17 protein-coding genes and 1 pseudogene are annotated in these 20,259 nt (G+C 70.5%); 3 read left to right on the forward strand and 15 right to left on the reverse strand.

The window, feature by feature from the left end; all coding sequences use genetic code 11:
- Positions 1-29: 29 nt before the first annotated feature.
- The 4 genes from dctM to PKO50_RS23250 all read right to left on the reverse strand — a co-directional run bounded on the left by dctM (position 30) and on the right by PKO50_RS23250 (position 4,152).
- Entirely contained in the window at positions 30-1,310 is a 1,281-nt protein-coding gene (gene dctM / locus PKO50_RS23235) for a C4-dicarboxylate TRAP transporter large permease protein DctM (RefSeq protein ID WP_109931917.1), read from the reverse strand.
- The gene (locus PKO50_RS23240) at positions 1,307-1,939 is read right to left on the reverse strand and encodes a TRAP transporter small permease (RefSeq protein WP_109931915.1); all 633 of its coding nucleotides are present in this window, start codon (positions 1,937-1,939) and stop codon (positions 1,307-1,309) included. Before PKO50_RS23240 ends, dctM begins: the two co-directional genes overlap by 4 nt.
- A 33-nt stretch (positions 1,940-1,972) precedes the next feature.
- Positions 1,973-2,971 (reverse strand): TRAP transporter substrate-binding protein, encoded by a 999-nt coding sequence (locus tag PKO50_RS23245; protein ID WP_275627347.1) that lies wholly within the window; start codon positions 2,969-2,971, stop codon positions 1,973-1,975.
- Between the two features lie 233 nt (positions 2,972-3,204).
- Positions 3,205-4,152 (reverse strand): LysR family transcriptional regulator, encoded by a 948-nt coding sequence (locus tag PKO50_RS23250; protein ID WP_275627348.1) that lies wholly within the window; start codon positions 4,150-4,152, stop codon positions 3,205-3,207.
- A gap of 322 nt (positions 4,153-4,474) precedes the next feature.
- Between PKO50_RS23250 and PKO50_RS23255 the strand changes: the two genes are divergently transcribed.
- Both PKO50_RS23255 and PKO50_RS23260 read left to right on the forward strand, forming a co-directional pair.
- On the forward strand, positions 4,475-6,643 hold the full coding sequence (locus PKO50_RS23255) for an FUSC family protein (RefSeq protein WP_275627349.1): 2,169 nt from the start codon (positions 4,475-4,477) through the stop codon (positions 6,641-6,643).
- A gap of 748 nt (positions 6,644-7,391) precedes the next feature.
- Positions 7,392-7,655, forward strand: a complete 264-nt coding sequence (locus tag PKO50_RS23260) for a DUF2790 domain-containing protein (protein ID WP_109933927.1) — start codon at positions 7,392-7,394, stop codon at positions 7,653-7,655.
- A gap of 79 nt (positions 7,656-7,734) precedes the next feature.
- On the opposite strand, the gene PKO50_RS23265 is transcribed toward PKO50_RS23260, so the two are convergent.
- Positions 7,735-9,033 carry a phospholipase gene (locus PKO50_RS23265; RefSeq protein WP_275627350.1) on the reverse strand — a complete coding sequence of 433 codons (1,299 nt, stop codon included), beginning with the start codon at positions 9,031-9,033 and terminating at the stop codon, positions 7,735-7,737.
- A 204-nt stretch (positions 9,034-9,237) separates the two neighbouring features.
- On the opposite strand from PKO50_RS23265, the gene PKO50_RS23270 reads away from it, so the two are divergent.
- Positions 9,238-10,902 carry an MFS transporter gene (locus PKO50_RS23270; protein WP_109933925.1) on the forward strand — a complete coding sequence of 555 codons (1,665 nt, stop codon included), beginning with the start codon at positions 9,238-9,240 and terminating at the stop codon, positions 10,900-10,902.
- Positions 10,903-11,149: 247 nt separating this feature from the next.
- Here the strand turns inward: PKO50_RS23270 and PKO50_RS23275 are convergent, their stop codons facing one another.
- The 10 genes and pseudogenes from PKO50_RS23275 to cobO all read right to left on the reverse strand — a co-directional run bounded on the left by PKO50_RS23275 (position 11,150) and on the right by cobO (position 20,192).
- Entirely contained in the window at positions 11,150-11,884 is a 735-nt protein-coding gene (locus PKO50_RS23275) for an adenosylcobinamide-GDP ribazoletransferase (protein WP_275627351.1), read from the reverse strand.
- Positions 11,881-12,486, reverse strand: coding sequence for an alpha-ribazole phosphatase family protein (gene cobC / locus PKO50_RS23280; protein ID WP_275627352.1), 606 nt, complete (start codon positions 12,484-12,486; stop codon positions 11,881-11,883). The genes PKO50_RS23275 and cobC overlap by 4 nt, the downstream gene beginning before the upstream one ends.
- The gene (gene cobT, locus PKO50_RS23285) at positions 12,483-13,538 is read right to left on the reverse strand and encodes a nicotinate-nucleotide--dimethylbenzimidazole phosphoribosyltransferase (RefSeq protein WP_275627353.1); all 1,056 of its coding nucleotides are present in this window, start codon (positions 13,536-13,538) and stop codon (positions 12,483-12,485) included. Before cobT ends, cobC begins: the two co-directional genes overlap by 4 nt.
- Positions 13,535-14,056, reverse strand: coding sequence for a bifunctional adenosylcobinamide kinase/adenosylcobinamide-phosphate guanylyltransferase (gene cobU, locus PKO50_RS23290; protein ID WP_109936154.1), 522 nt, complete (start codon positions 14,054-14,056; stop codon positions 13,535-13,537). Before cobU ends, cobT begins: the two co-directional genes overlap by 4 nt.
- 119 nt (positions 14,057-14,175) lie before the next feature.
- Positions 14,176-15,639, reverse strand: coding sequence for a cobyric acid synthase (locus tag PKO50_RS23295; RefSeq protein ID WP_275630521.1), 1,464 nt, complete (start codon positions 15,637-15,639; stop codon positions 14,176-14,178).
- 5 nt (positions 15,640-15,644) lie between these two features.
- Entirely contained in the window at positions 15,645-16,631 is a 987-nt protein-coding gene (gene cobD, locus PKO50_RS23300; protein WP_275627354.1) for a threonine-phosphate decarboxylase CobD, read from the reverse strand.
- Positions 16,624-17,642, reverse strand: a pseudogene (gene cbiB, locus PKO50_RS23305) (adenosylcobinamide-phosphate synthase CbiB). Before cbiB ends, cobD begins: the two are co-directional and overlap by 8 nt.
- Complete coding sequence (bluB, locus tag PKO50_RS23310) at positions 17,639-18,289, reverse strand: 5,6-dimethylbenzimidazole synthase (protein WP_275627355.1); 651 nt, start codon at positions 18,287-18,289, stop codon at positions 17,639-17,641. The pseudogene cbiB and the gene bluB overlap by 4 nt, the downstream one beginning before the upstream one ends.
- A complete protein-coding gene (locus tag PKO50_RS23315) occupies positions 18,286-19,581 on the reverse strand; it encodes a cobyrinate a,c-diamide synthase (protein WP_275627356.1) in 1,296 nt (431 codons plus the stop codon). The genes bluB and PKO50_RS23315 overlap by 4 nt, the downstream gene beginning before the upstream one ends.
- A complete protein-coding gene (gene cobO / locus PKO50_RS23320; RefSeq protein ID WP_275627357.1) occupies positions 19,581-20,192 on the reverse strand; it encodes a cob(I)yrinic acid a,c-diamide adenosyltransferase in 612 nt (203 codons plus the stop codon). The genes PKO50_RS23315 and cobO overlap by 1 nt, the downstream gene beginning before the upstream one ends.
- Between the last annotated feature and the right edge of the window lie 67 nt (positions 20,193-20,259).

The raw sequence follows: 20,259 nt of genomic DNA on the forward strand, positions 1-20,259 counted from the left end.
GCCCGGCTGACGGGGCCTGCGGCAATGCGTCACAGTCCCAACAGACGAGGCAGCCCGAGGGAGATCAGCGGTACGTAGGTGATCAGCAGCAGGAACGCCAGCAACACGCTCAGCCACGGCAGGGCCGCGCGCACGGTGGAACCCAGCGGCATGCCGGTGACCGCCGAGGTGACGAACAGGTTGAGCCCCACTGGCGGGGTGACCAGGCCGATCTCCATGTTCACCACCATGATGATGCCCAGGTGGATGGGGTCGATGCCCAGCTCCATGGCGATGGGGAAGAGGATCGGCGCCAGGATCAGGATCACCGCAGACGGTTCCATGAAGGCCCCGGCGACCAGCAGCAGGACGTTCACCAGCAGCAGGAACTGCCAGGGCCGCAGGCCCAGGTCGACCATCCAGGCGGTGACCTGCTGGGGAATCTGCTCGGTGGTCAGCACATGGGCGAAGAGCATGGCGTTGGCGATGATGAACATCAGCATGATCGACAGCTTGCCGGACTCCAGCAGCACCCGCGGCACCTCGCGCCAGGCCAGGTCCTTGTATACGCACAGGGCCACCCAGGCGGCATAGATCGCCGCCACTGCGGCGGCTTCCGTGGGGGTGAACAGGCCGCCGTAGATGCCGCCGAGGATGATCGCCAGCAACAGCAGCCCCCAGCCCGCCTCGCGCACCGCCCCCAGCACCTGCCGCAGGCTGGCCCGCGGCAGCGCCGGCAGGCGGCGCACCCGCGCCACCACGTAGATCGCCAGCATCAGCACGACCCCGAGCAGCACGCCGGGGACCACCCCGGCCATGAACAGCTTGCCCACCGACTGCTCGGTGGCCGCGGCGTAGACCACCATGACGATCGACGGCGGGATGAGGATGCCGAGGGTGCCGGCGTTGCACAGGATGCCGGCGCCGAAGGCCTGCGGGTAGCCGGCGCGGACCATGCCGGCGATGGCGATGGAACCCACCGCCGCGACCGTGGCGGGGCTGGAGCCGGACAGCGAGGCGAACAGCATGCAGGCCAGCACCGCGCCTATGGCCAGGCCGCCGCGGATGTGCCCGACGCAGGCGTTGGCCAGGGCGATCAGCCGCCGCGCCACGCCACCGGTGGTCATGAAGGCGCCGGAGAGCAGGAAGAACGGGATGGCCAGCAGGGTGTAGTGCTCGCTGGTCTCGAACAGCTTGATGGCCAGCGAGCGCACCGAGTCCTCGCTGAACAGCATGAGCGTGAGCGAGCCGGCCAGGCCCAGGGACACGGCGATGGGCACGCCGATGAACATCAGCGCGAACAGCAGGATGAACAGGAACAGCACCGTCATGGCCGCGTCTCCTCGGTGTCCTGCAGCTTCAGCGCCTCGGCGGCCTCGTCGGCCAGGCCGAGGCCGGTCTGCCGCCCGCGCAGGATGCGCACCAGCACCTCGAGGAAGCGGACGAACACCAGGGCGAAGCCCAGCGGCACGACCAGCGCTATGTGCCATTGGCGCACGCCGAACCGGGCCAGGTCCTCGGCGCCGATGCCGGCGCCGCGCAAGGTGCTCACCCAGTCGAAGCTGCCCACCGCGAGCAGGCCGGCGTAGGCCATGCAGCACAGGCAGGCGAGCAGGCCGAGCCAGCGCTGTACGGGGCGCGACGCCAGGCGCACCAGCACGTCCACGCCTATGTGCCCGGCCGTGCGCACGCCATAGGCCAGGCCGAGGAAGATCAGCCCGGCGAACAGCGCCTTGGTCAGCGCATTGCTCCAGCTCATGTCCTGGGCCACGCCGAGGATGGCATCGCCCACGGCGTAGCTCGGGCCGCTGATGGCCGGCCAGGTATCGCCCAGGTCGTAGAACAGGGTGAACACGTTGGTCACCACCACGTAGAAGAATGTCACCAGCGCCATGGCCGCCAGCAGCAGGGCGATGAGGCCCTCCTCCAGGCGCTCGCAGGCACGCTTGAGTCGTTGCATGGCTTCGCTCCGGAATGGTTCGCAAAAACGGGTTCAGAGGGGACGGTTGGCCGCCTCGGCGGCCTGGATCAGCTCGGGGCCGATGTCGTCGGCGAACCTTCGCCACACCGGCTGCATGGCCTGGCGCCAGCTGGCGCGCTGGGCCGGGGTGAGCTCGTGGATCTGGCTGGCGCCGCTGCCGGCGATCTGCTGGCGGGCCTCGAGGTTGAGCTGCGCGGCCTGGCGGTTGACCTCCGCCGAGACCTCTTCCATCACCGCCTGCAGCGGCTCGCGCAGGTCCGCCGGCAGGCCGTTCCAGAAGGCGGCGTTGGTGATCACCATGTAGTCCACCACCCCGTGGTTGGAGGCGGTGAAGTGCTTCTGCACCTCGAAGACCTTCTGGCTGGCGTAGTTCGACCAGGTGTTCTCGGTGCCATTCACCACGCCGCTCTGCAGGCCCTGGTAGACCTCGGCGAAGGACATCTTGCGGGAGATGGCGCGCAAGGCGCGGAACTGCTCGTCGAGCACCGCCGAGGCCTGCACGCGGAACTTCAGGCCGCGGGCGTCGGCCGGTTCGAGCAGTACGCGGTTGGCCGACAGCTGCTTCATCCCGTTGTGCCAGTAGCCCAGGCCGAGGATGCCCTTGCCCTGCATGCTGGCCAGCAGCGCCCTGCCCTGCGGGCTGCGCTGGAAGCGGTCGACGGCATCGATGTCGTCGAACAGGAACGGCAGGTCGAAGAGCTGGATGGACCTGGCGTAGTGCTCGAACTTGGCCAGGGACGGCGCCAGCATCTGCACGTCGCCCAGCAGCAGCGCCTCCATCTCCTTGCCGTCGCCGAACAGCGAGGAGTTCGGGTAGACCTCCACGCGCACCCGGCCGGGCAGGCGTTCCTCGGCCAGGCGCTTGAACAGCAGCGCGCCCTGGCCCTTGGGGGTGTTCTCCGCCACCACGTGGGAGAACTTGATGACCACCGGAGTCTCGGCAGCGTGTGCCAGGCTGGCCACGGCCAGCGCCAGGACGCCGGACAGCGTCCGCAAGATGGTTCCGAACATCGCTTCGCCCTCTGTTTGTTCTTGTCCGTGCGAGGTGGGCCGGGTTGCCAGCCGGAAACGAGCCTGACGCACTGAGGGCGTTCGGAGAATTCACCATTTCCCAAGCCCGCGTTTGGCATTTTGTAACGCCATGCACGAAGCGCCCTGCGCACAGGGGCGAACGCAGGATCGGGGCGGTGTCGCGAGGAAGTACGGCCGCGCCAGGGACGGCGCGGCTCAGGCGGCATGGCGCCTCAGTTCGGCAGGCGCGCGCTGTGCGTGAGCATCAGTTGCTCGTCCTCGGCGAGCATGCCGGGGATGCAGTCGCGGAGGAATTCGACCCAGGTGCGGATCTTCGCATCGAGGAACTGCCGCGACGGGTAGAGCGCGTAGATGTTCAGGTGGAACAGGCTGTAGCCGGGCATCACCCGCACCAGGCTGCCGTTGCGCAGACCCTCCACCGCCGAGTACACCGGCAGCGCGCCAATGCCCATGCCGGCCACCACCGCCTCGGTCAGGGCGTCGGCGGTGTTGACCTGGAAGTGGGTGTGGTCGATGTGCGCCAGCTCCTCGCCGTCCGGGCCGTGGAACAGCCACTTGTCCAGCGACATCACGCTGTTCACCAGGCGCAGGCAGCGGTGCCCGGCCAGCTCCGCGGGCACCTTCGGCGAGCCGTGGCGGGTCACGTAGGCGGGCGCCGCGCAGAGCACGCTGTGGGTCTGCCCCAGGCGCTTGGAGACGAAGCCGGAGTCGGGCAGCTCGGGGGCGATCACCACCGAGATGTCGTAGCCCTCGTCGAGGATGTCGGTGGTGCGGTTGGCCAGGGTCAGGTCGAAGCTGACTTCCGAGTACATCTCGCAGTACTGGGAGATCGCCTTGATCAGGTAGTGCTGGCCGATGCCGGTCATGGCATGCACCTTGAGCTTGCCGGCCGGGCGCGAATGGGCGTCGCTGGCCTCGGCCTCGGCTTCCTCGATGTAGCCGAGGATCTGCTGGCAGCGCAGCAGGTAGCGCTGGCCGGCCTCGGTAAGGGCGATGCGGCGGGTGGTGCGGTGCAGCAGGCGGGTACGCAGGTGGGCTTCGAGCTTGGCCACGGTACGCGAGACGTAGGCCGTGGTGAGGTCCATGCGCTGGGCGGCGGCGGTGAAGCTGCCGGTCTCGGCGACACAGACGAAGGCACGCATGTTGTGCAGCAGGTCCATCATTTCTCCTGAGAGCCTGTCCGCGAGCCATGCCGGGCGACGCCGGCCATGGCAAAGTCTTGTTACAGATTCGCGACAGGCGGCGAATTGTCGCATAACTGCCCCCGGCGAATTGTTGTTTTTCAGGCAACAATAATTCGCCCAACTGTCAGCTTATCCTGCCCCCGGCCGTTTTCTAGAATCGCCTCCCCACCGCGGCCCCTCCGCAGTTCCCAGGATTCACAGCTGTGTTCCGCCATACGCGCCAGGCTCGTTCCGCCCCCGCTCCGTCACCCCGTCCGCAGCCCCGCGGTCGTACCGCCACCGACACACCCCTGCCCCGATGAACAGCCTCACCCGCATCAGCGCGCGCCTGCCCGGCACCGACGCGCTGCGCCAGGCGGCGTCCGCCTGGGCCCATAGCGACGGCGTCACCTGGGTGTTCATCGGCAAGACACTGCTCACCGCCTTCCTCGCCCTGTGGCTGGCCTACCGCCTGGAACTGCCGCAGCCCAACACCGTGCTGGTCAGCGCCTTCATCGTGCTGCAGCCGCAGAGCGGGCAGGTCCTGGCCAAGAGCTTCTACCGCATCCTCGGCACCCTGGCCGGGCTCACGGTGATGGTCACCTTCATCGCCCTGTTCGCCCAGGAGCGGGTGCTGTTCCTGCTCTGCGTGTCGATCTGGGTCGGCCTGTGCACCGCCGGCGCCGCGCGCTACCGCGACTTCCGCGCCTATGCCTGCCTGCTGGCCGGCTACACCGCGGTGATGATCGGCATTCCCGCCACCCTGCACCCCGAGGGCGCCTTCATGGCAGCCCTGTGGCGGGTGCTGGAGATCACCCTGGGCATCTTCTGCACCGGCCTGGTCAGCGCCCTGGTGCTGCCGCAGACCAGCAGCGCGGCGCTGCGCAACGCCCTGGACACGCGCTTCGGCGACTTCGCCGGGCTGGCCGCCGCGGGCCTTGAGGGCACCCTCGACCACGCCCGCTTCGAGCAGGCCGCCGCGCGCATCGCCGCCGAGGCCGTGGGCCTGGAGAACCTGCGCAACGTCACCGCCTTCGAAGACCCGCACATGCGCCTGCGCAGCGGCCGCCTGGCGCGCCTGAACAGCGAGTTCATGCAGCTGACCACGCGCTTCCACGCCCTGCAGCGCCTACTCGACCGCCTGCGCGAACGCCAGGCCGCCGCCGTGCTGGAAGTGCTGATGCCGTGCCTGGTCGAGGTCGGCGGCCTGCTCGCCGGCTGGCATGGCCGGCCGCTGCGCGATGCCGACGCGGCCTTCCTCGCCGCGCAGCTGGAGCACTGCCGCCAGCAACTGATGCCGCAGATCCGCGAGGCCCGCGCCAGGCTCGCCCACGCCTGCCCGCGGGAGGCCGACCAGCTGGATTTCGAGACCGCCGCCGAGCTGCTGTTCCGCTTCGCCGGCGACCTCCACGACTACGCCCAGACCCACGCCTCCCTGGCCGCCCACAGGCACGCCCGCGAGCAGTGGAAGGAGCGCTTCACGCCCAAGGCCAACGCCGTGGCCGCGGCGGTCGCCGGGCTGCGCTGCGCGCTGCTGGTGATCGTCGGCGGGGTGTTCTGGATCGAGACCTCGTGGGTCAGCGGCGCCACCTTCACCCTCACCTCGGTGCTGATCGCCGCGCTGTCGTCGGCCTCGCCCAACCCCAAGCGCCTGTCGCTGCAGCTGACCCTCGGCACCCTGCTGGGCGCCACCCTGGGCTTCGTCCTCACCTTCCGCGTGCTGCCGCACCTGGATGGCTTCCCGCTGCTGTGCATGGTGCTGGCGCCGGTGTTCGCCCTCGGCGCCTTCCTCATCACCCGACCGCAGTGGAGCGGCTACGGCGTGGGCCTGCTGGTGTGGTTCTGCATCGCCTCGCTGCCGGCCAACCTGGCGCGCTACGACGCCTACACCTTCATCAACGAGTACCTGGCCATGCTGCTGTCCATGGGCATGGCGGTGGTGGCGGCCATGGTGATCCTGCCGCCGAACCGCCCCTGGCTGTGGGAGCGCCTGGAAGCCGAGCTGCGCATGCGCGTGGTGCACACCATCAGCGACCCGCTGAAGGGCCTGTCGGCCGGCTTCGAGAGCGGCACCCGCGACCTGCTCAACCAGGCCTACGGCCTGGCCAGCGGCCGCCCCGACGTGCAGCGCCGGCTACTGCGCTGGATGTTCCAGGTGCAGGAGGTGGGCCTGGCGATCATCGAACTGCGCCGCGAGCAGGCGCGGCTGCCCGACGAGCCCTGGTACGCCGAGCACTTGCCCTGGCGCCGCGCCATCCGCGCCATGGGCCGGGCGCTGATCCGCCTGTTCATCCAGCCCAGCGAGCACAACCGCCTGCGCGCCCTGGCGGCGGTGGAACACGCCATCCACAGCACCCGCACCACCCAGGAACCGCGCCCGCCGCACTTCGGCACCTCGCCGCTGCGGCGCATGTGCAGCTACCTGCACTTCATCCGCACCTCGCTGCTCGACCCCAGCTCGCCGCTGCGCGAGACGTCGCGGGGTTGAGGAAGCCGCGCGCCGTGCCCCACCTGTAGGAGCGCGCCCTGCGCGCGAATCGCGGACAGAGTCCGCTCCTACGGTTCCAGGAAGCACGGTCGTAGGAGCAACTGTCTTGCGGCCCGCGCCGAAATGCTCTTCGTAGGAGCGAGCTTGCTCGCGAATAAACCCCGCTGCGGAGTCCGTTCGCGAGCAAGCTCGCTCCTACAGGTTGCCGGAAGGCGTGGCATTTCCCTGTAGGAGCGGACTTTGTCCGCGATTGGATTCACCCGCCACGCCGGACACCCCGATGGCACGGCCAACGGCGGATAACCGCGAACGGCTATTCGCCCTACGGTCAATTGCCTCTGCCACGCGGAACCATCCGGTGGCACGGTCGTAGGAGCGGACTTTGTCCGCGATAGCTGGAACCACCGGCGCGATTCGCGGATGAGATCCGCTCCTACAATTGGTGCATCCTGATACCCATTGCGCGATGGCCGCGACATGACCGCGCAGCGTCATCATGACCGCATGCGCCCCGCAAACCCCCGCCATTGCTGGATTATTGCCTTTTAGTACGAGGTATTTTTGGCTTCCGGGCATATGAATATGCCCGCCGCGGACCTACCATTTGCTTGCTGTTGAAGCGCGCCGCAACACCCAAGAACCCGATAGCTACATCCCCAAAGACATCTTCCCGATGAAGCCGCCGAACTTCGTCCTGGCCACGTGCGCCCGGATGCGGCTCCCGCTCGGGAAAAAGGCAGGAAAACTCATGAAAGCCCTAGTCGTTCTGGCCCTGGCCAGCTTCTCCACGCTCGCCCTCGCTGCGCAGGCGGACGATGCTGCCCAACCTCAGAGTCCGGCAGTGGAGCAATACACCTACGGAATGAACCTGGACGTCGCCCACGTGGTTTCCACCACCGACGTCTCCAACCAGTGCGGGATAGTGCCCGCGCAGATGACCTACGAAGACTCGCAAGGCCAGCGCCACACCATCGAGTACCAGGTCTGGGGCAACGGCTGCACTGGCGGCTAGGCCCATCCGACGCCACCGCGAAGGGTCCACGCCCCCTTCGCGGCGCGTTGCTCCTTCCCTTCCCTCCCCTCGCCCTTCCCTAAGGCTGCAGCACCGACCTCGCCAGGTTGCGGCTGTGCGCCCCGAACGCCCGGATCAACGCCAGCAACTGCTCGTCCAGCTGCGCATCGTGCTGCAGCGGCGCCACCTCGTTGCCGGCGCTGAAACCGACGCCGGCATCCGCCGGGATCGTTGCCAACCAGTGACCGATCGCCGCATCGAAGGCCGCCGCATGGGCGTGGGATTCGGCCGCCACCACCTCCCGCGGGTAATCGGCCGAATACGCCGGGTAGCCGCCGTCGCCGGAGGCATCGGCATAGGCGGCCAGCAGCGCCGAACCCTGCGGCTTGCGCAGCGACTCCAGCAGCCAGTCCAACTGGTAGCGCTCCACGCCCAGGTGGCGGCTGGCCACGCGGCTGATGGCGGCCTTCTTGTCGGCATCCAGGCCGGCCAGGGCCTTGAGCGCCGTCCACAGCATGCTGGCGGTGGTTTCACCGGGCAGCGGGGTGCTGTGGTAGGGCTGCGTCAGGTCCTGGACGTAGTGCATCGACCAGCCGAGGAAGCGGTAGCCCCAGTACGGGTGGCCGTGCTCGAAGGCGTAGCGCGCCAGGCCATGGAACTGGTAGGCGCGCCACTCAGGCCAGCTGCGCTGCAGGTAGGGCGCACCGGCGAAGATGATCGCCGACTCGTGGTAGAAGCCCATGTGGAACGGCGCCTGGGAGCTGAACTCGTAGCCCGGGTCGCCGAACGGCTGCGGGCCGAAGCCGTAGCGCTGGCCGGCCACGCCGGGGTTGTCGCTGAACAGGTGGATGTCGTGGCCGAAGTCCGGCTCGTCGCTGGCGCTGGCCAGCACCGCCAGGGCCGGGACCGGCTCGCCCGGCTGCAGGGCGATGAAGCGCCAGCGCGCCCAGCCGGAAAGGTCGTGGAACACCAGGACATCCGAAGCCTTCAGGTGCGCCCGTGCCGGCTGGTCGTGGCCCGGCGCGGGCTGGATGGCGTTGGCCAGCTTGACCTCGGGGTTCAGGCGCAAGGCGCCGAGGAAGGCCTGGCGCAGGTCCTGCTCCGTGCCGCTGAAGCGCAGCGCGTCGGGGCGCGCCGGGTACTGCCGGAAGTGCTCGCGGGCGAAGCGTTCCTGCTCGTCGAGCAGGGCCACCAGGCCCTCGCGCTCGGCGGCGAGGAAGGCCTCCAGCGGCTCCATGGGCACCGCCGGCGCATTGGCCACGGCCGGCAGTTGCGCCAGGGCCTGGTAGCTGCCCAGGGCATGGTTGGACCAGGCCCACAGGCAACGCGGCAGGATCAGCAGGGCCAGCAGCAGGACACAGCGCAGCAGGTGGTTCATGGGGCTTCCACTCTTGTCGGTCGATGCCGCGCAGCCTAGCAACCCGCACGCCGCGAAGCACTGTCGCACGGGGCCAGCGCGATTCACCGATAAGGCCAGGCTGACCATCATCAATGGCGCCCCCGGAGCCAGCCACTACACTTGCCGGGCATGACCTGCCGGCATAGCGCCGTTGCCGCCGGCCACCGCAAGAAGGCGTTCCCCATGCTGCAATCCGTTTCCCCCAAGCACGACCTGCCGCTGAAGAACGAAGCCGACCCCCAGCGCAGCGGCGTGCTCGCCCCGTTCAGCATCGCGGCCTTCCGCATCATCTGGATCTGCAACCTGTTCGCCAACCTGGGCACCTGGGCACAGTCGGTGGCCGCCGCCTGGGTGGTCACCGAGGCCCACGCCAGCCCGCTGATGGTGGCGATGATCCAGGTCGCCTCGGCGTTGCCGCTGGTGCTGCTGTCGATCCTCTCCGGGGTGCTGGCGGACAACCACGACAGGCGCAAGATCATGCTCATCGGCCTGTCCATCGAGCTGTCCGGCGCGGCCCTGGTGACCGTGCTGGCCTTCTTCGGCTACCTCGACCCGCTGCTGCTGATCCTGTCGATCCTCTGGCTGTCCCTGGGCAGCTCCATCACCATCCCGGCCTGGCAGGCGGCGGTGAACGAGCAGGTGCCGGCGCGCTTGGTGGGCGATGCGGTGCTGCTCAACAGCGTCAACTACAACGTCGCCCGGGCGGTGGGCCCGGCCATCGGCGGCCTGCTGCTGTCGGCCACCGGCGCGCCCTGGGTGTTCCTGTTCAACTGCCTGTGCTACGCCGCGCTGATCTGGGCCATCTGGCAATGGCGCCGCGAGGTGCCCAAGCGCACCCTGCCGCCGGAGCACATCTTCGAAGGGGTGGTGGCGGCGCTGCGCTTCACCCAGTACTCCAGCGTCACCCGCCTGGTGATGCTGCGCTCGGCGGTGTTCGGCCTCTCCGCCAGCGCGGTCTGGGCGCTGCTGCCGCTGCTGGCGCACCGCAACCCGGACGGCAACGCCTCGGTGTACGGCTACATGCTCGGCGCCCTGGGCCTGGGCGCCATCCTCGGCAGCACGCTGGTGGGCCGCCTGCGCAGGGTGATCGGCACCAGCCGCCTGATCAGCCTGGGCGGCGGCACCCTCGGCCTGGTGCTGCTGATCCTCGGCGGCGTGGACAACCTCTGGGTGCTGTTCCCGGCGCTGATCGTCGGCGGCAGTTGCTGGATCGCCGCGGTGGCCAGCTACAACTCGGCGGTGCAGATACTGGTGCCGGACTGGGTCAAGGCCCGCGCCCTGGCGCTGTACCAGACGGCCCTCTACGGCGGCCTGGCGCTGGGCTCCTTCCTCTGGGGCCACTTCGCCGGGACCATGGGCGTGCAGGGCGCGCTGCTCGCCGCCGGGGTGTTGCTGCTGATCTCGGTGGCGCTGCTGTACAACTCGCGCCTGCCGGAGCTGAACCCCGGCAGCATCGCCCGCGCCCCCGGCACCCTGCCGGGGGAGCCGACCTTCGTCTTCGACACCCAGCGCGGCTCGGTGCTGGTGACCATCGAGTACCGCATCCCGGCCGAACGCACCCGCGACTTCGTCCGCGCGGCCAAGCCGCTGCGCCGCCTGCGCCTGCGCAACGGCGCCGAACGCTGGGCGCTGTACCGCGACATCAGCGACAAGGAGGCCTGGCAGGAGGTCTTCCTGGTGGACAACTGGATCGCCCACCTGCGCATGCTCGACCGCATGACGCTGGAGGACAAGACCATCATCGACACGGTCACCAGCCTGCACGCGGGCGACGCGCCGCCCAGGATGAGGCACGGGGTGAGCTATGAGTCGGGGAGCTACGAAGCGCCGCCGGAGACGTTGGGGTGAGGGAGGATTCGAGCGCACAGGGGGTTCTGCTGCCTGGGCTGAACATCGCTCCCTCTCCCCAGCCCTCTCCCTGAAGGGAGAGGGAGCTTGTCCGTGCCGAGAGAAGGAATGGCTTCAGCCGGAAACCCTCAGTGTTGCCGGCTGACTCCAGAACATCAAACCCTGCCCAACGGTCCCCTCTCCCTTCAGGGAGAGGGTTAGGGAGAGGGCTACGCGTTCGAACCACACACCACACGCCCCCGGCTGACTAAATCGCCAACCCCACTAACACCGCGCACTCCACCAACTCCACCAAAGCCCCCGCCGTATCCCCGGTGGTGCCATCCAGCCTCGCCATCAGCCGGTTGCGCCACCAGAGGAACACCGCCAGGGCCACCACCAGCGCGACCAGGCCGCTGAGGCCGGTCAGCGGCATCAGCGCGGCGTTGAGCGCCAGCATCCAGGGCAGCGCGCGGCGCGGCAGGTGGTCGGCCAGGGCCTGGCCGAGGCCGCCGGGGCGGGCGTAGGGGGTGGTGAGGAACAGCAGCGGCAGCGCCACCCGCGCCAGCCACGGCGCCAGCAGCAGGGCCCAGAAGTGATGGCTGTCGAGCAGGGCCGCTATGGCGCAGAACTTCACCAGCAGCATCACCACCAGCACCACCACCGCCACCGGGCCGCTGCGCGGGTCCTTCATGATCGCCAGGGTGCGCTCGCGGTCGCCCAGCCCGCCCACCCAGGCGTCGGCGGTGTCGGCCAGGCCGTCCAGGTGCAGGGCGCCGCTGAAGGCCACCCACACCGCCAGCAACAGCGCGGCGTGCAGCAGCAGGTAGGTCTCGCCGAAGAAGTAGCCCAGGGCATAGAGCCCGCCGCCCATCAATGCCCCTACCAGCGGGTAGAACAGGGTGGCGCGGCCGAACTGCTCGGGCGTGGGCACCTCGCCCAGGCGGATCGGGATGCGGCTGAGGAACTGCAGGGCGATCAACGGCAGGAACAGGTTGCTCATCGGGGCGCGCTCGCGGCGGACTCGACCGGTTGGATGCTCCAGCCGCCGGCCTGCGGCTCGATGCGCAGCGCCAGCCGTTCGCCGTGGGCGACGCTCACCTGCAGCAACTGCTCGCGCGGCAGGCCCTGGGCGCGTGCGCCGAGCAGGCGCATCACGCCGCCATGGGTCACCAGCAGCAGGTGCTTTCCGGCATGCGTCGCGTACAGCCGCTCCAGGGCCGCGAACACCCGCGCCTCGAAGGCCGCGAGCGGCTCGCCGCCCGGCGGGGTGAAGGCGTAGGGGTCGTTCCAGAAACGGGCTAGCGCATCGCTATCAGTCTCCATCAGCTTAGCTGCGCAAAGCCCTTCCCACTCGCCGAAATCCAGTTCGCGCAGGTCCGCCTCCAGGTGCAGCGGCAAGCCGCTGGCGGCGGCCAGGCGCTCGGCGAAGGCCGCGCAGCGGCGCAACGGCGAGCTGACCAGGGCGTCCCAGGGCGAGGCCAGGCCCAGGCCGGCCTGCATCTGCGCCCAGCCGGCGGCGGTCAGGGCGTCGTCCAGGCGGCCGCGGAAGCCGCCGCCCAGCTCGGTTTCGCCGTGGCGCAGCAGGTCCAGGCGCAGGCTCATGCCGGGCGGTCCGACACCGCCGCCTCGGCGAAGGTGGCCATCTCGGCGTGCAGCCGGCAGGCCTGGCGCAGCAGCGGCACGGCCAGGGCGGCGCCGCTGCCCTCGCCCAGGCGCAGGCCGAGGTCCAGCAACGGCTGCGCCTCCAGGGCCCGGAGCACGCGCTGGTGGCCGGGCTCGGCGCCGCTGTGGGCGAACAGCAGCCAGTCGCGGCACTGGGGGTTGAAACGCACCGCGCAGAGCGCCGCGACGCTGCAGATGAAGCCGTCCACCAGGGCGACGATGCCCTTCTGCGCGCAGGCCAGGTAGGCGCCGGCCAGGGCCGCCACCTCGAAGCCGCCGAGGCGGCACAGGGCCTCGAAGGGCTCGGCGCAGTGCGCGCCATGCAGGGCCAAGGCGCGCTCGATAACCGCGGCCTTGTGCGCCACGCCCCTGGCATCCAGCCCGGTGCCCGGGCCGACCAGGGACACGGCGCGTTCGCCGAGCAGGCCGCAGGCCAGGGCGGCGGCGCAGGTGGTGTTGCCGATGCCCATCTCGCCGCCGATGAACAGCTCGCTGCCGGCCTGCTGCGCGCGGCGCACGGATTCGCGCCCGGCCTCTAGGGCGATCAGACACTGCGCGGCGGTCATCGCCGGCTCGCGGGCGAAGTTCAGGGTGCCGGCGCCGACCATCAGGTGCAGTACGCCGGGCAAAGGCTCCAGCGGCACGGCGGTGCCCAGGTCGATCACTTCCAGGCGTGCGTCCAGTTGGCGGGCCAATACGCTGATGGCCGCGCCACCGCGCACGAAATTGCGCAGCATCTCGCCGGTCACCGCCTGCGGGTAGGCCGAGACGCCCTCCTCCACCACGCCGTGGTCGCCGGCGAACAGGGCGATCCAGGTGTGATCCAGGCTGGGCCGCTCACGCCCCTGCAGGCCGGCGAGGGTGATGGCCACCTCCTCCAGGCGGCCCAGGGCGCCGCGCGGCTTGGTCAACTGGTCCTGGCGCGCGGCGGCCTTGTCGCGCGCCACGCGGTCCACGGGTTGGCACGGCTCGCGCCACCATTGCAGGCTCATACGGGGTCTCCCTTGAGGGTCATGGGCAGGCCGGCGACGGTGAACAGCACCCGTTCGCTGACCTCGGCCAGGGCCTGGTGCAGCCAGCCGGCCTCGTCGACGTAACGCCGCGTCAGCTCGCCCAGGGGCACCACGCCCAGCCCGGTCTCGTTGCTGACCAGGATGATCCGCCCGGGCAGCCCGGGCAGCGTGGCCAGCAGCTCATCGATTTGCGGTTGCAGGTGCGCGCCGTCGTCGGCGAGCAGCAGGTTGGTCAGCCAGAGGGTCAGGCAGTCCACCAGCAGGCAGCGGTCCGGCGCGGCGTGCTCGGCGAGGACCCGCGCCAGGTGCAGCGGCTCTTCCACCAGGCCCCATTCGGCCGGACGGCGTTCACGGTGGTGGCGGATGCGCGCGGCCATCTCGCCATCGCCACTCTGCGCGGTGGCGAAATAGGTGACCGGCAGGCCGCTGCCCTGGGCCAGGCGCTCGGCCAGGCGGCTCTTGCCGGAACGGGCGCCGCCGAGGATGAGTTCAAGCATTGGGGTTCTCCGGGGAAGTCTTGGCCTGTAGGGGGCGCGGCGGTGCTGGTTCGCGAGCAAGCTCGCTCCTACGAAGAGCAGCAGCTTCGTAGGATGGGTGGAGCGAAGCGATACCCATCTCAAAGACCGCACAGGGCTTTCAGTTTGGCGGTATCCAGATACGCCTCCACCTGGTCGGCCAGGCGCTCGATGTCGCGCTCGCGCAGCCCGTGATAGTCCAACGGCTGCACTTCGCCCAGGCCAGCCCAGCGCAGCAATGCGGCACAGGCGTCGGGGGCCTCGAACAGGCCGTGCAGGTAGGTGCCCATGACCTGGCCGTCGGCGCTCAGCGCGCCATCGCAGCGGCCGTTGTCGAGCCGTACCGCCGGGTTCTCCAATGCGGGCCCGGTAGTCACGCCGGCGTGAATCTCGTAGCCGCCGACCTCGGCGTCTTCCAGCGCCAGCCGGCCGCGCACGTTGCGCAGTTGCTTCTCTGGCTCCAGCACCGTGTCCAGCGCCAGCCAGCCGAGGCCGGCGCTGTCGCCGGCGGCGCCCTCCAGGCCGTGGGGGTCGGACAGCGTGCGGCCGAGCATCTGCAGGCCGCCGCAGATGCCCAGCAGCTTGCCGCCATAGCGCAGGTGGCGCTCGATGGCGGCGTCCCAGCCCTGGGCGCGGAGGAAGGCCAGGTCCGCGCGCACGCTCTTGGAGCCGGGCAGGATGACCAGGTCCGCCGCCGGCATGGCCTGGCCGGGGCCGACGAAGGTCAGTTGCACCTGCGGGTGCAGGCGCAGCGGGTCGAAGTCGGTGTGGTTGCTGATGCGCGGCAGCACCGGCACCACCACCTTCAGGCTTTCCCCCGTCTTGGCGGCCTGGCGGACGTCGATGGCGTCCTCGGCCTCCAGGTGGAAGTCCATCAGGTAAGGCAGCACGCCGAGCACCGGGATGCCGGTGCGCTCCTCCAGCCAGTCCAGGCCCGGCTGCAGCAGCGCGATGTCGCCACGGAAGCGGTTGATGACAAAGCCCTTCACCCGCGCCCGCTCGCTTGCCGAAAGCAGTTCCAGGGTGCCGACCAGGTGGGCGAACACGCCGCCACGGTCGATGTCGGCGATGAGGATCACCGGGCAGTCCACCGCCTCGGCGAAGCCCATGTTGGCGATGTCGTTGGCGCGCAGGTTGATCTCCGCCGGGGAGCCGGCGCCCTCCACCATCACCACCTGGTAGGCGTCGAGCAGACGCTGGTGGGATTCCAGCACGGCCTGCTTCGCGATCCGCTTGTAGTCGTGGTAGGCGGCGGCGTTCATGCTGGTCACCGCGCGGCCGTGGATGATCACCTGGGCGCCCACGTCGCTGTTGGGCTTGAGCAGCACCGGGTTCATGTCGGTGTGCGGCGCCAGGTGGCAGGCCTGGGCCTGCACCGCCTGGGCGCGGCCGATCTCGCCGCCGTCGGCGGTCACCGCGCTGTTCAGCGCCATGTTCTGCGGCTTGAACGGCGCCACCGCCACGCCCTGGCGGCGCAGCCAGCGGCACAGCGCGGTCACCAGGGTGCTCTTGCCGGCGTCGGAGGTGGTGCCTTGCACCATCAACGTAGTGCCTTGCGCCATCAGGGGGGTCATGGGGTGCTCCATTGCCCGAGGGCGCTGGCCAGGCGCGCCCAGCCGGCTTCGTCGGCGGGCAGGCCGAAGCGCAGGCTCGGCGGGCTGTCGAAAAGACGCACGAGGATGCCGCGGCGGGCCAGGTGTTCGTGCAGTTCAGCCGCCCGAGGGTAGGCAAGCCACTGGAACAGCGCGGTGCCCTGGGTCAGCAACTGGTGGGTTTTCAGAAGCGCGGCCAGGCGCGCACCGGCCTGTTCCAGCGCAGCGCGGCGTTCGACTTGCAGCGAGTGGTCGGCCAGCGCGCGCTGCGCCACCCAGCGGGTCGGCCCGCTCACCGCCCAGGGCCCGAGCAGCTCGGCCAGGCGCGCCAGCAGCGCCGGTTCGGCGAAGGCGAAGCCCAGGCGCGCGCCGGCCAGGCCGAAGAACTTGCCCAGCGAACGCAGCACCACCAGACCCGGCCAGCCGCCGGCCAACGGCAGCAGGCTCCGCCCAGGGGTGCAGTCGATGAAGGCTTCGTCCACCACCAGCCAGCCGCCACGAGCATGCAGGCGCGCGTGCCAGGCGAGCAGGCGTTCGGCGTCGAAGCGCCGGCCGGTGGGGTTGTTCGGGTTGACCAGCAGCAGCACGTCGAGCTGGTCGATCAGCGCGTCGACTTCGTCGTCCGCCAGTTCCAGCAGTTCATGGCCATGGCGCCGCCAGGCCGCCGCATGCTCCGCGTAGCAAGGCGCCAACACGCCGACCCGGCCAGGCTCGCGCAGGCGCGGCAGGGCCTGGATCGCCGCCTGGCTGCCGGGCAGCGGCAGCAGCGAATCGCAGCCGTAGTAGTCGCGCGCGGCCTGCTCCAGGCCGTCGCCCTCTTCCGGCAGGCGCTGCCAGGCCCTGGCGGGGATGTCCGCCACGGGCCAGGGCCAGGGGGCGATGCCGGTGGACAGGTCGAGCCAGTCGGCCAGATCGATGCCGTAGCGCTGCGCCGCCGCGCGCAGGCGTCCGCCGTGCTCAAGCATGCAGCAGCGCCCCCAGGCCGAGGATCGCCAGCAGCCACAGCAGCACGCCCTGGCGCACCAGGGCCAGCGCCCGCCAGATGTCGCGGGCGCCCGGCGCCGGGCCTTCGCCCAGTTGCGGGCGCTGGTGCAGTTCACCGTGGTAGACGGCATTGCCGCCCAGGGCCACGCCGAGCGCACCGGCGCCGGCGGCCATCACCGGGCCGGCGTTGGGGCTGTCCCACCGCGGCGCCTGTATGCGCCAGCTGCGCAGGGCCAGGCGGGTATTGCCGAGCAGCGCGTAGGTCAGGGCGACCAGGCGCGCGGGGAGGTAGTTGAGAGCGTCGTCGATCTTCGCCGCGGCCCAGCCGAAGCGTTCGAAGCGCGGGTTGCGGTAGCCCCACATGGCGTCCAGGGTGTTGCTCAGGCGGTACAGCACCACGCCCGGCGCGCCGGCCACGGCGAACCAGAACAGCGCGGCGAACACCGCGTCGCTGCCGTTCTCCAGCACCGATTCGGTGGCGGCCTTGGCCACCGCGCTGCCGTCCAGTTCGGCGGTCTCGCGGCTGACCATGTAGCCCACGCGCTTGCGTGCCTCGGGCAGGTCGCCCTGGCGCAGCGCCAGCGCCACCGGCTCGGCGTGCTCGCCCAGGCTGCGCAGGCCGATGGCGGCGTAGAGGGCGATGGCGGAGACCAGCCAGCCGAGATGCGGGAGCAGGGTCAGCAACCAGGTGATGAAGGTCAGTGGCAGTACCGCCAGGGCCCAGGCGGTGACGCCGTGGCTGCGCCAGCCTAGGCCGGGGGTGTTGCTGTCGGGAAGTACGGAGTTGGGCGTAGCACCCTCTCCCCAACCCTCTCCCTGACGGGAGAGGGGCTATCCGTGCCAACCGTCGACAATGGCACTCGGGCTCGGTTGAAGCGGCGCTCCAGGCGATCGGCCAGGCGCCCGAAGGCCACCAGCGGGTGCCAGCGTTTCGGCTCGCCCAGCAGGCCGTCCAGGGCCACGCCGGCGACGCTCAGCAGGGCCAGGCTCATGGGCGTTCCCCCCAGTGGTTCTGGTAAAGCAGTTCGCTCAGCGGGCGCGGCTCGCGCCAGCCCTCCAGGGCCAGCATGGGCGCTGGGTAGAACGCCTCCACCGGCCCCAGGCAGAGCACCGCCACCGCCTCGCTGCCCGCCGGCAGGCCGAGCAGTTCGCCCAGGGCGGCGGGTTCGAACAACGACACCCACCCCAGCCCCAGCCCCTCGGCGCGGGCCGCCAGCCAGAGGTTCTGGATGGCGCAGGCCAGCGAGGCCAGGTCCATCTGCGGCAGGGTGCGGCGGCCGAAGACGTGGGCCTCGCGGCCATCCGCCAGGGCCGCCACCAGCAACTCGGCGCAGTCACGGATGCCTTCGACCTTCAGCCGCATGAATTCGTCGGAGCGCTCGCCCAGGGCCTCGGCGGTCTTCACCCGCTCTTCCTCCACCAGGCCGTGGATGGCCTCGCGCAGCTCGGGGCGGGTGATGCGGATGAAGCGCCAGGGCTGCATCAGCCCGACGCTGGGGGCCTGGTGCGCTGCTTCCAGCAGGCGCGCCAGCAGCTCCGGGGCCACCTCGCCGCCGCTGAAGTGGCGCATGTCGCGGCGTTCGGCGATGGCGCGGTAGATGGCCGCGCGCTCCTCGGGGCTGTAGGCGTGCTCGGTCATGGGCGGAAGATCGCGGTGGCGGCCATCGGGTTCGACGGCAGGTAGAAGTGGATGTAGGACGCGGTCAGGCGGCCCAGGCGGAACACCGCCTCGGCCACCGGCTTGGCGTTCGGGCAGCTGCCGCGCAGGGCCGGCTCCAGGCCGGTGTCCAGCAGCGAGTGGTGGAAGGTGTGGCCGCGCAACGGGCCCTCGGGCAGCTCGACCTCCTGCAGGGCCAGGGCGGCCAGGCGCTTCTGCAGGGTGGCGCGGCCGGGCAGCAGGCCGAGCAGTTGGCCGCATAGGCCATTGGCGTCGGTCAGGCCGTCGAGCAGGTAGAGCATGCCGCCGCACTCGGCCAGCAGCGGCTTGCCGGCGGCGTGATGGGCGCGGATGGCAGCGGCCATGGCGCGGTTGTTCTCCAGTTGTGCCAGGTGCAACTCGGGGTAGCCGCCGGGCAGGTAGAGGCTATCCACCTCCGGCAGGCATTCGTCGCTGAGCGGGGAGAAGAAGCACAGCTCGGCGCCCAGTTCGCGCAGCAGGTCGAGGTTGGCCTGGTAGAGGAAGGCAAAGGCGGAATCGCGCGCCACGCCGATGCGCACGCCGGCCAGGGACGGCGGCACCTCGCGCGCGGCCGGCGCCGCGAAGCTCACCGGCGGCGGCAGGTCCACCGCGCTGCTGGCGGCCAGGGCATCGGCGGCGGCGTCCAGGCGCGCATCCAGGTCGGCCAGCTCCTCGGCCTGCACCAGGCCCAGGTGGCGGCTGGGCAGCTCCAGCTCGGCGCTGCGCGGCAGCGCGCCGTACCAGCGGATCCACTCCGGCAGGCTGTCGCGCAGCAGGTCGCTGTGGCGCTGGCTGCCGACGCGGTTGCCGAGCACCCCGGAGAACGGCAGGCCCGGCTGGTAGGTGGCCAGGCCCACGGCCAGGGCGCCGAAGGTCTGCGCCATGGCCTGGCCGTTGATCACGCCCAGCACCGGGACGTTGAAGGTGCGCGCCAGGTCGGCGGCCGAGGGCGTGCCGTCGAACAGGCCCATCACCCCCTCGATGAGGATCAGGTCGGCCTCCCCGGCCGCCTCCCACAGCAGGCGCCGGCTCTGCGCCTCGCCGACCATCCACAGGTCGAGCTGGTGCACGGGCGCGCCGCTGGCACGGGCGAGGATCATCGGGTCGAGGAAGTCCGGGCCGACCTTGAACACCCGCACCCTGCGCCCCTGGCGCGCGTGCAGGCGGGCCAGGGCGGCGGTGACGGTGGTCTTGCCCTGCCCCGAGGCGGGAGCTGCGATCAGCAGCGCCGGGCACTGGCGCGCTTGCGGCATCAGAACTCCACCCCTTTCTGCGCCTTGATGCCGGCCTTGAAGGCATGCTTGACCAGGCCCATCTCGGTGACGGTGTCGGCGGCCTCGATCATCCCCGGCTGCGCGGCGCGGCCGGTGACCACCACGTGCTGGTGCGCCGGGCGCGCGGCGATGTCGGCGAGCACCGCGTCCAGTTCCAGGTAGCCGTGCTTGAGGGCGATGTTCAGCTCGTCCAGCACCACCAGGCCGATGGCCGGGTCGGCCAGCAGTTCGCGGGCGATGCCCCAGGCCTGCTGCGCCTTGTCGATGTCGCGCTGGCGGTCCTGGGTCTCCCAGGTGAAGCCCTCGCCCATCACGTGGTAGCGCACTTCCTCGGGGAAGCGCCGGAAGAAGGCTTCCTCGCCGGTGCTGGCGGCGCCCTTGATGAACTGCACCACGCCGGCCCGCATGCCGTGGCCGAGGGCGCGGGCGAGCATGCCGAAGGCCGAGCTGCTCTTGCCCTTGCCGTTGCCGGTGAGCACCAGCAGCACGCCGCGTTCGTCCCGGGCCTGGGCGATCTTCTCGTCGACCACTTCCTTCTTGCGCTGCATGCGCGCGCGGTGGCGCTCGTCCTTTTCCGGGGTCTCGCTCATCGTTCTGTCTCCTGGCCGCGGACGGCCGTGCTCGCGGCGCCGGGGCACCGTGGCTGATGGGGCATGC

Origin of the sequence: Pseudomonas sp. 273, from assembly GCF_029201425.1 — a bacterium.
Classification (GTDB): domain Bacteria; phylum Pseudomonadota; class Gammaproteobacteria; order Pseudomonadales; family Pseudomonadaceae; genus Pseudomonas; species Pseudomonas delhiensis.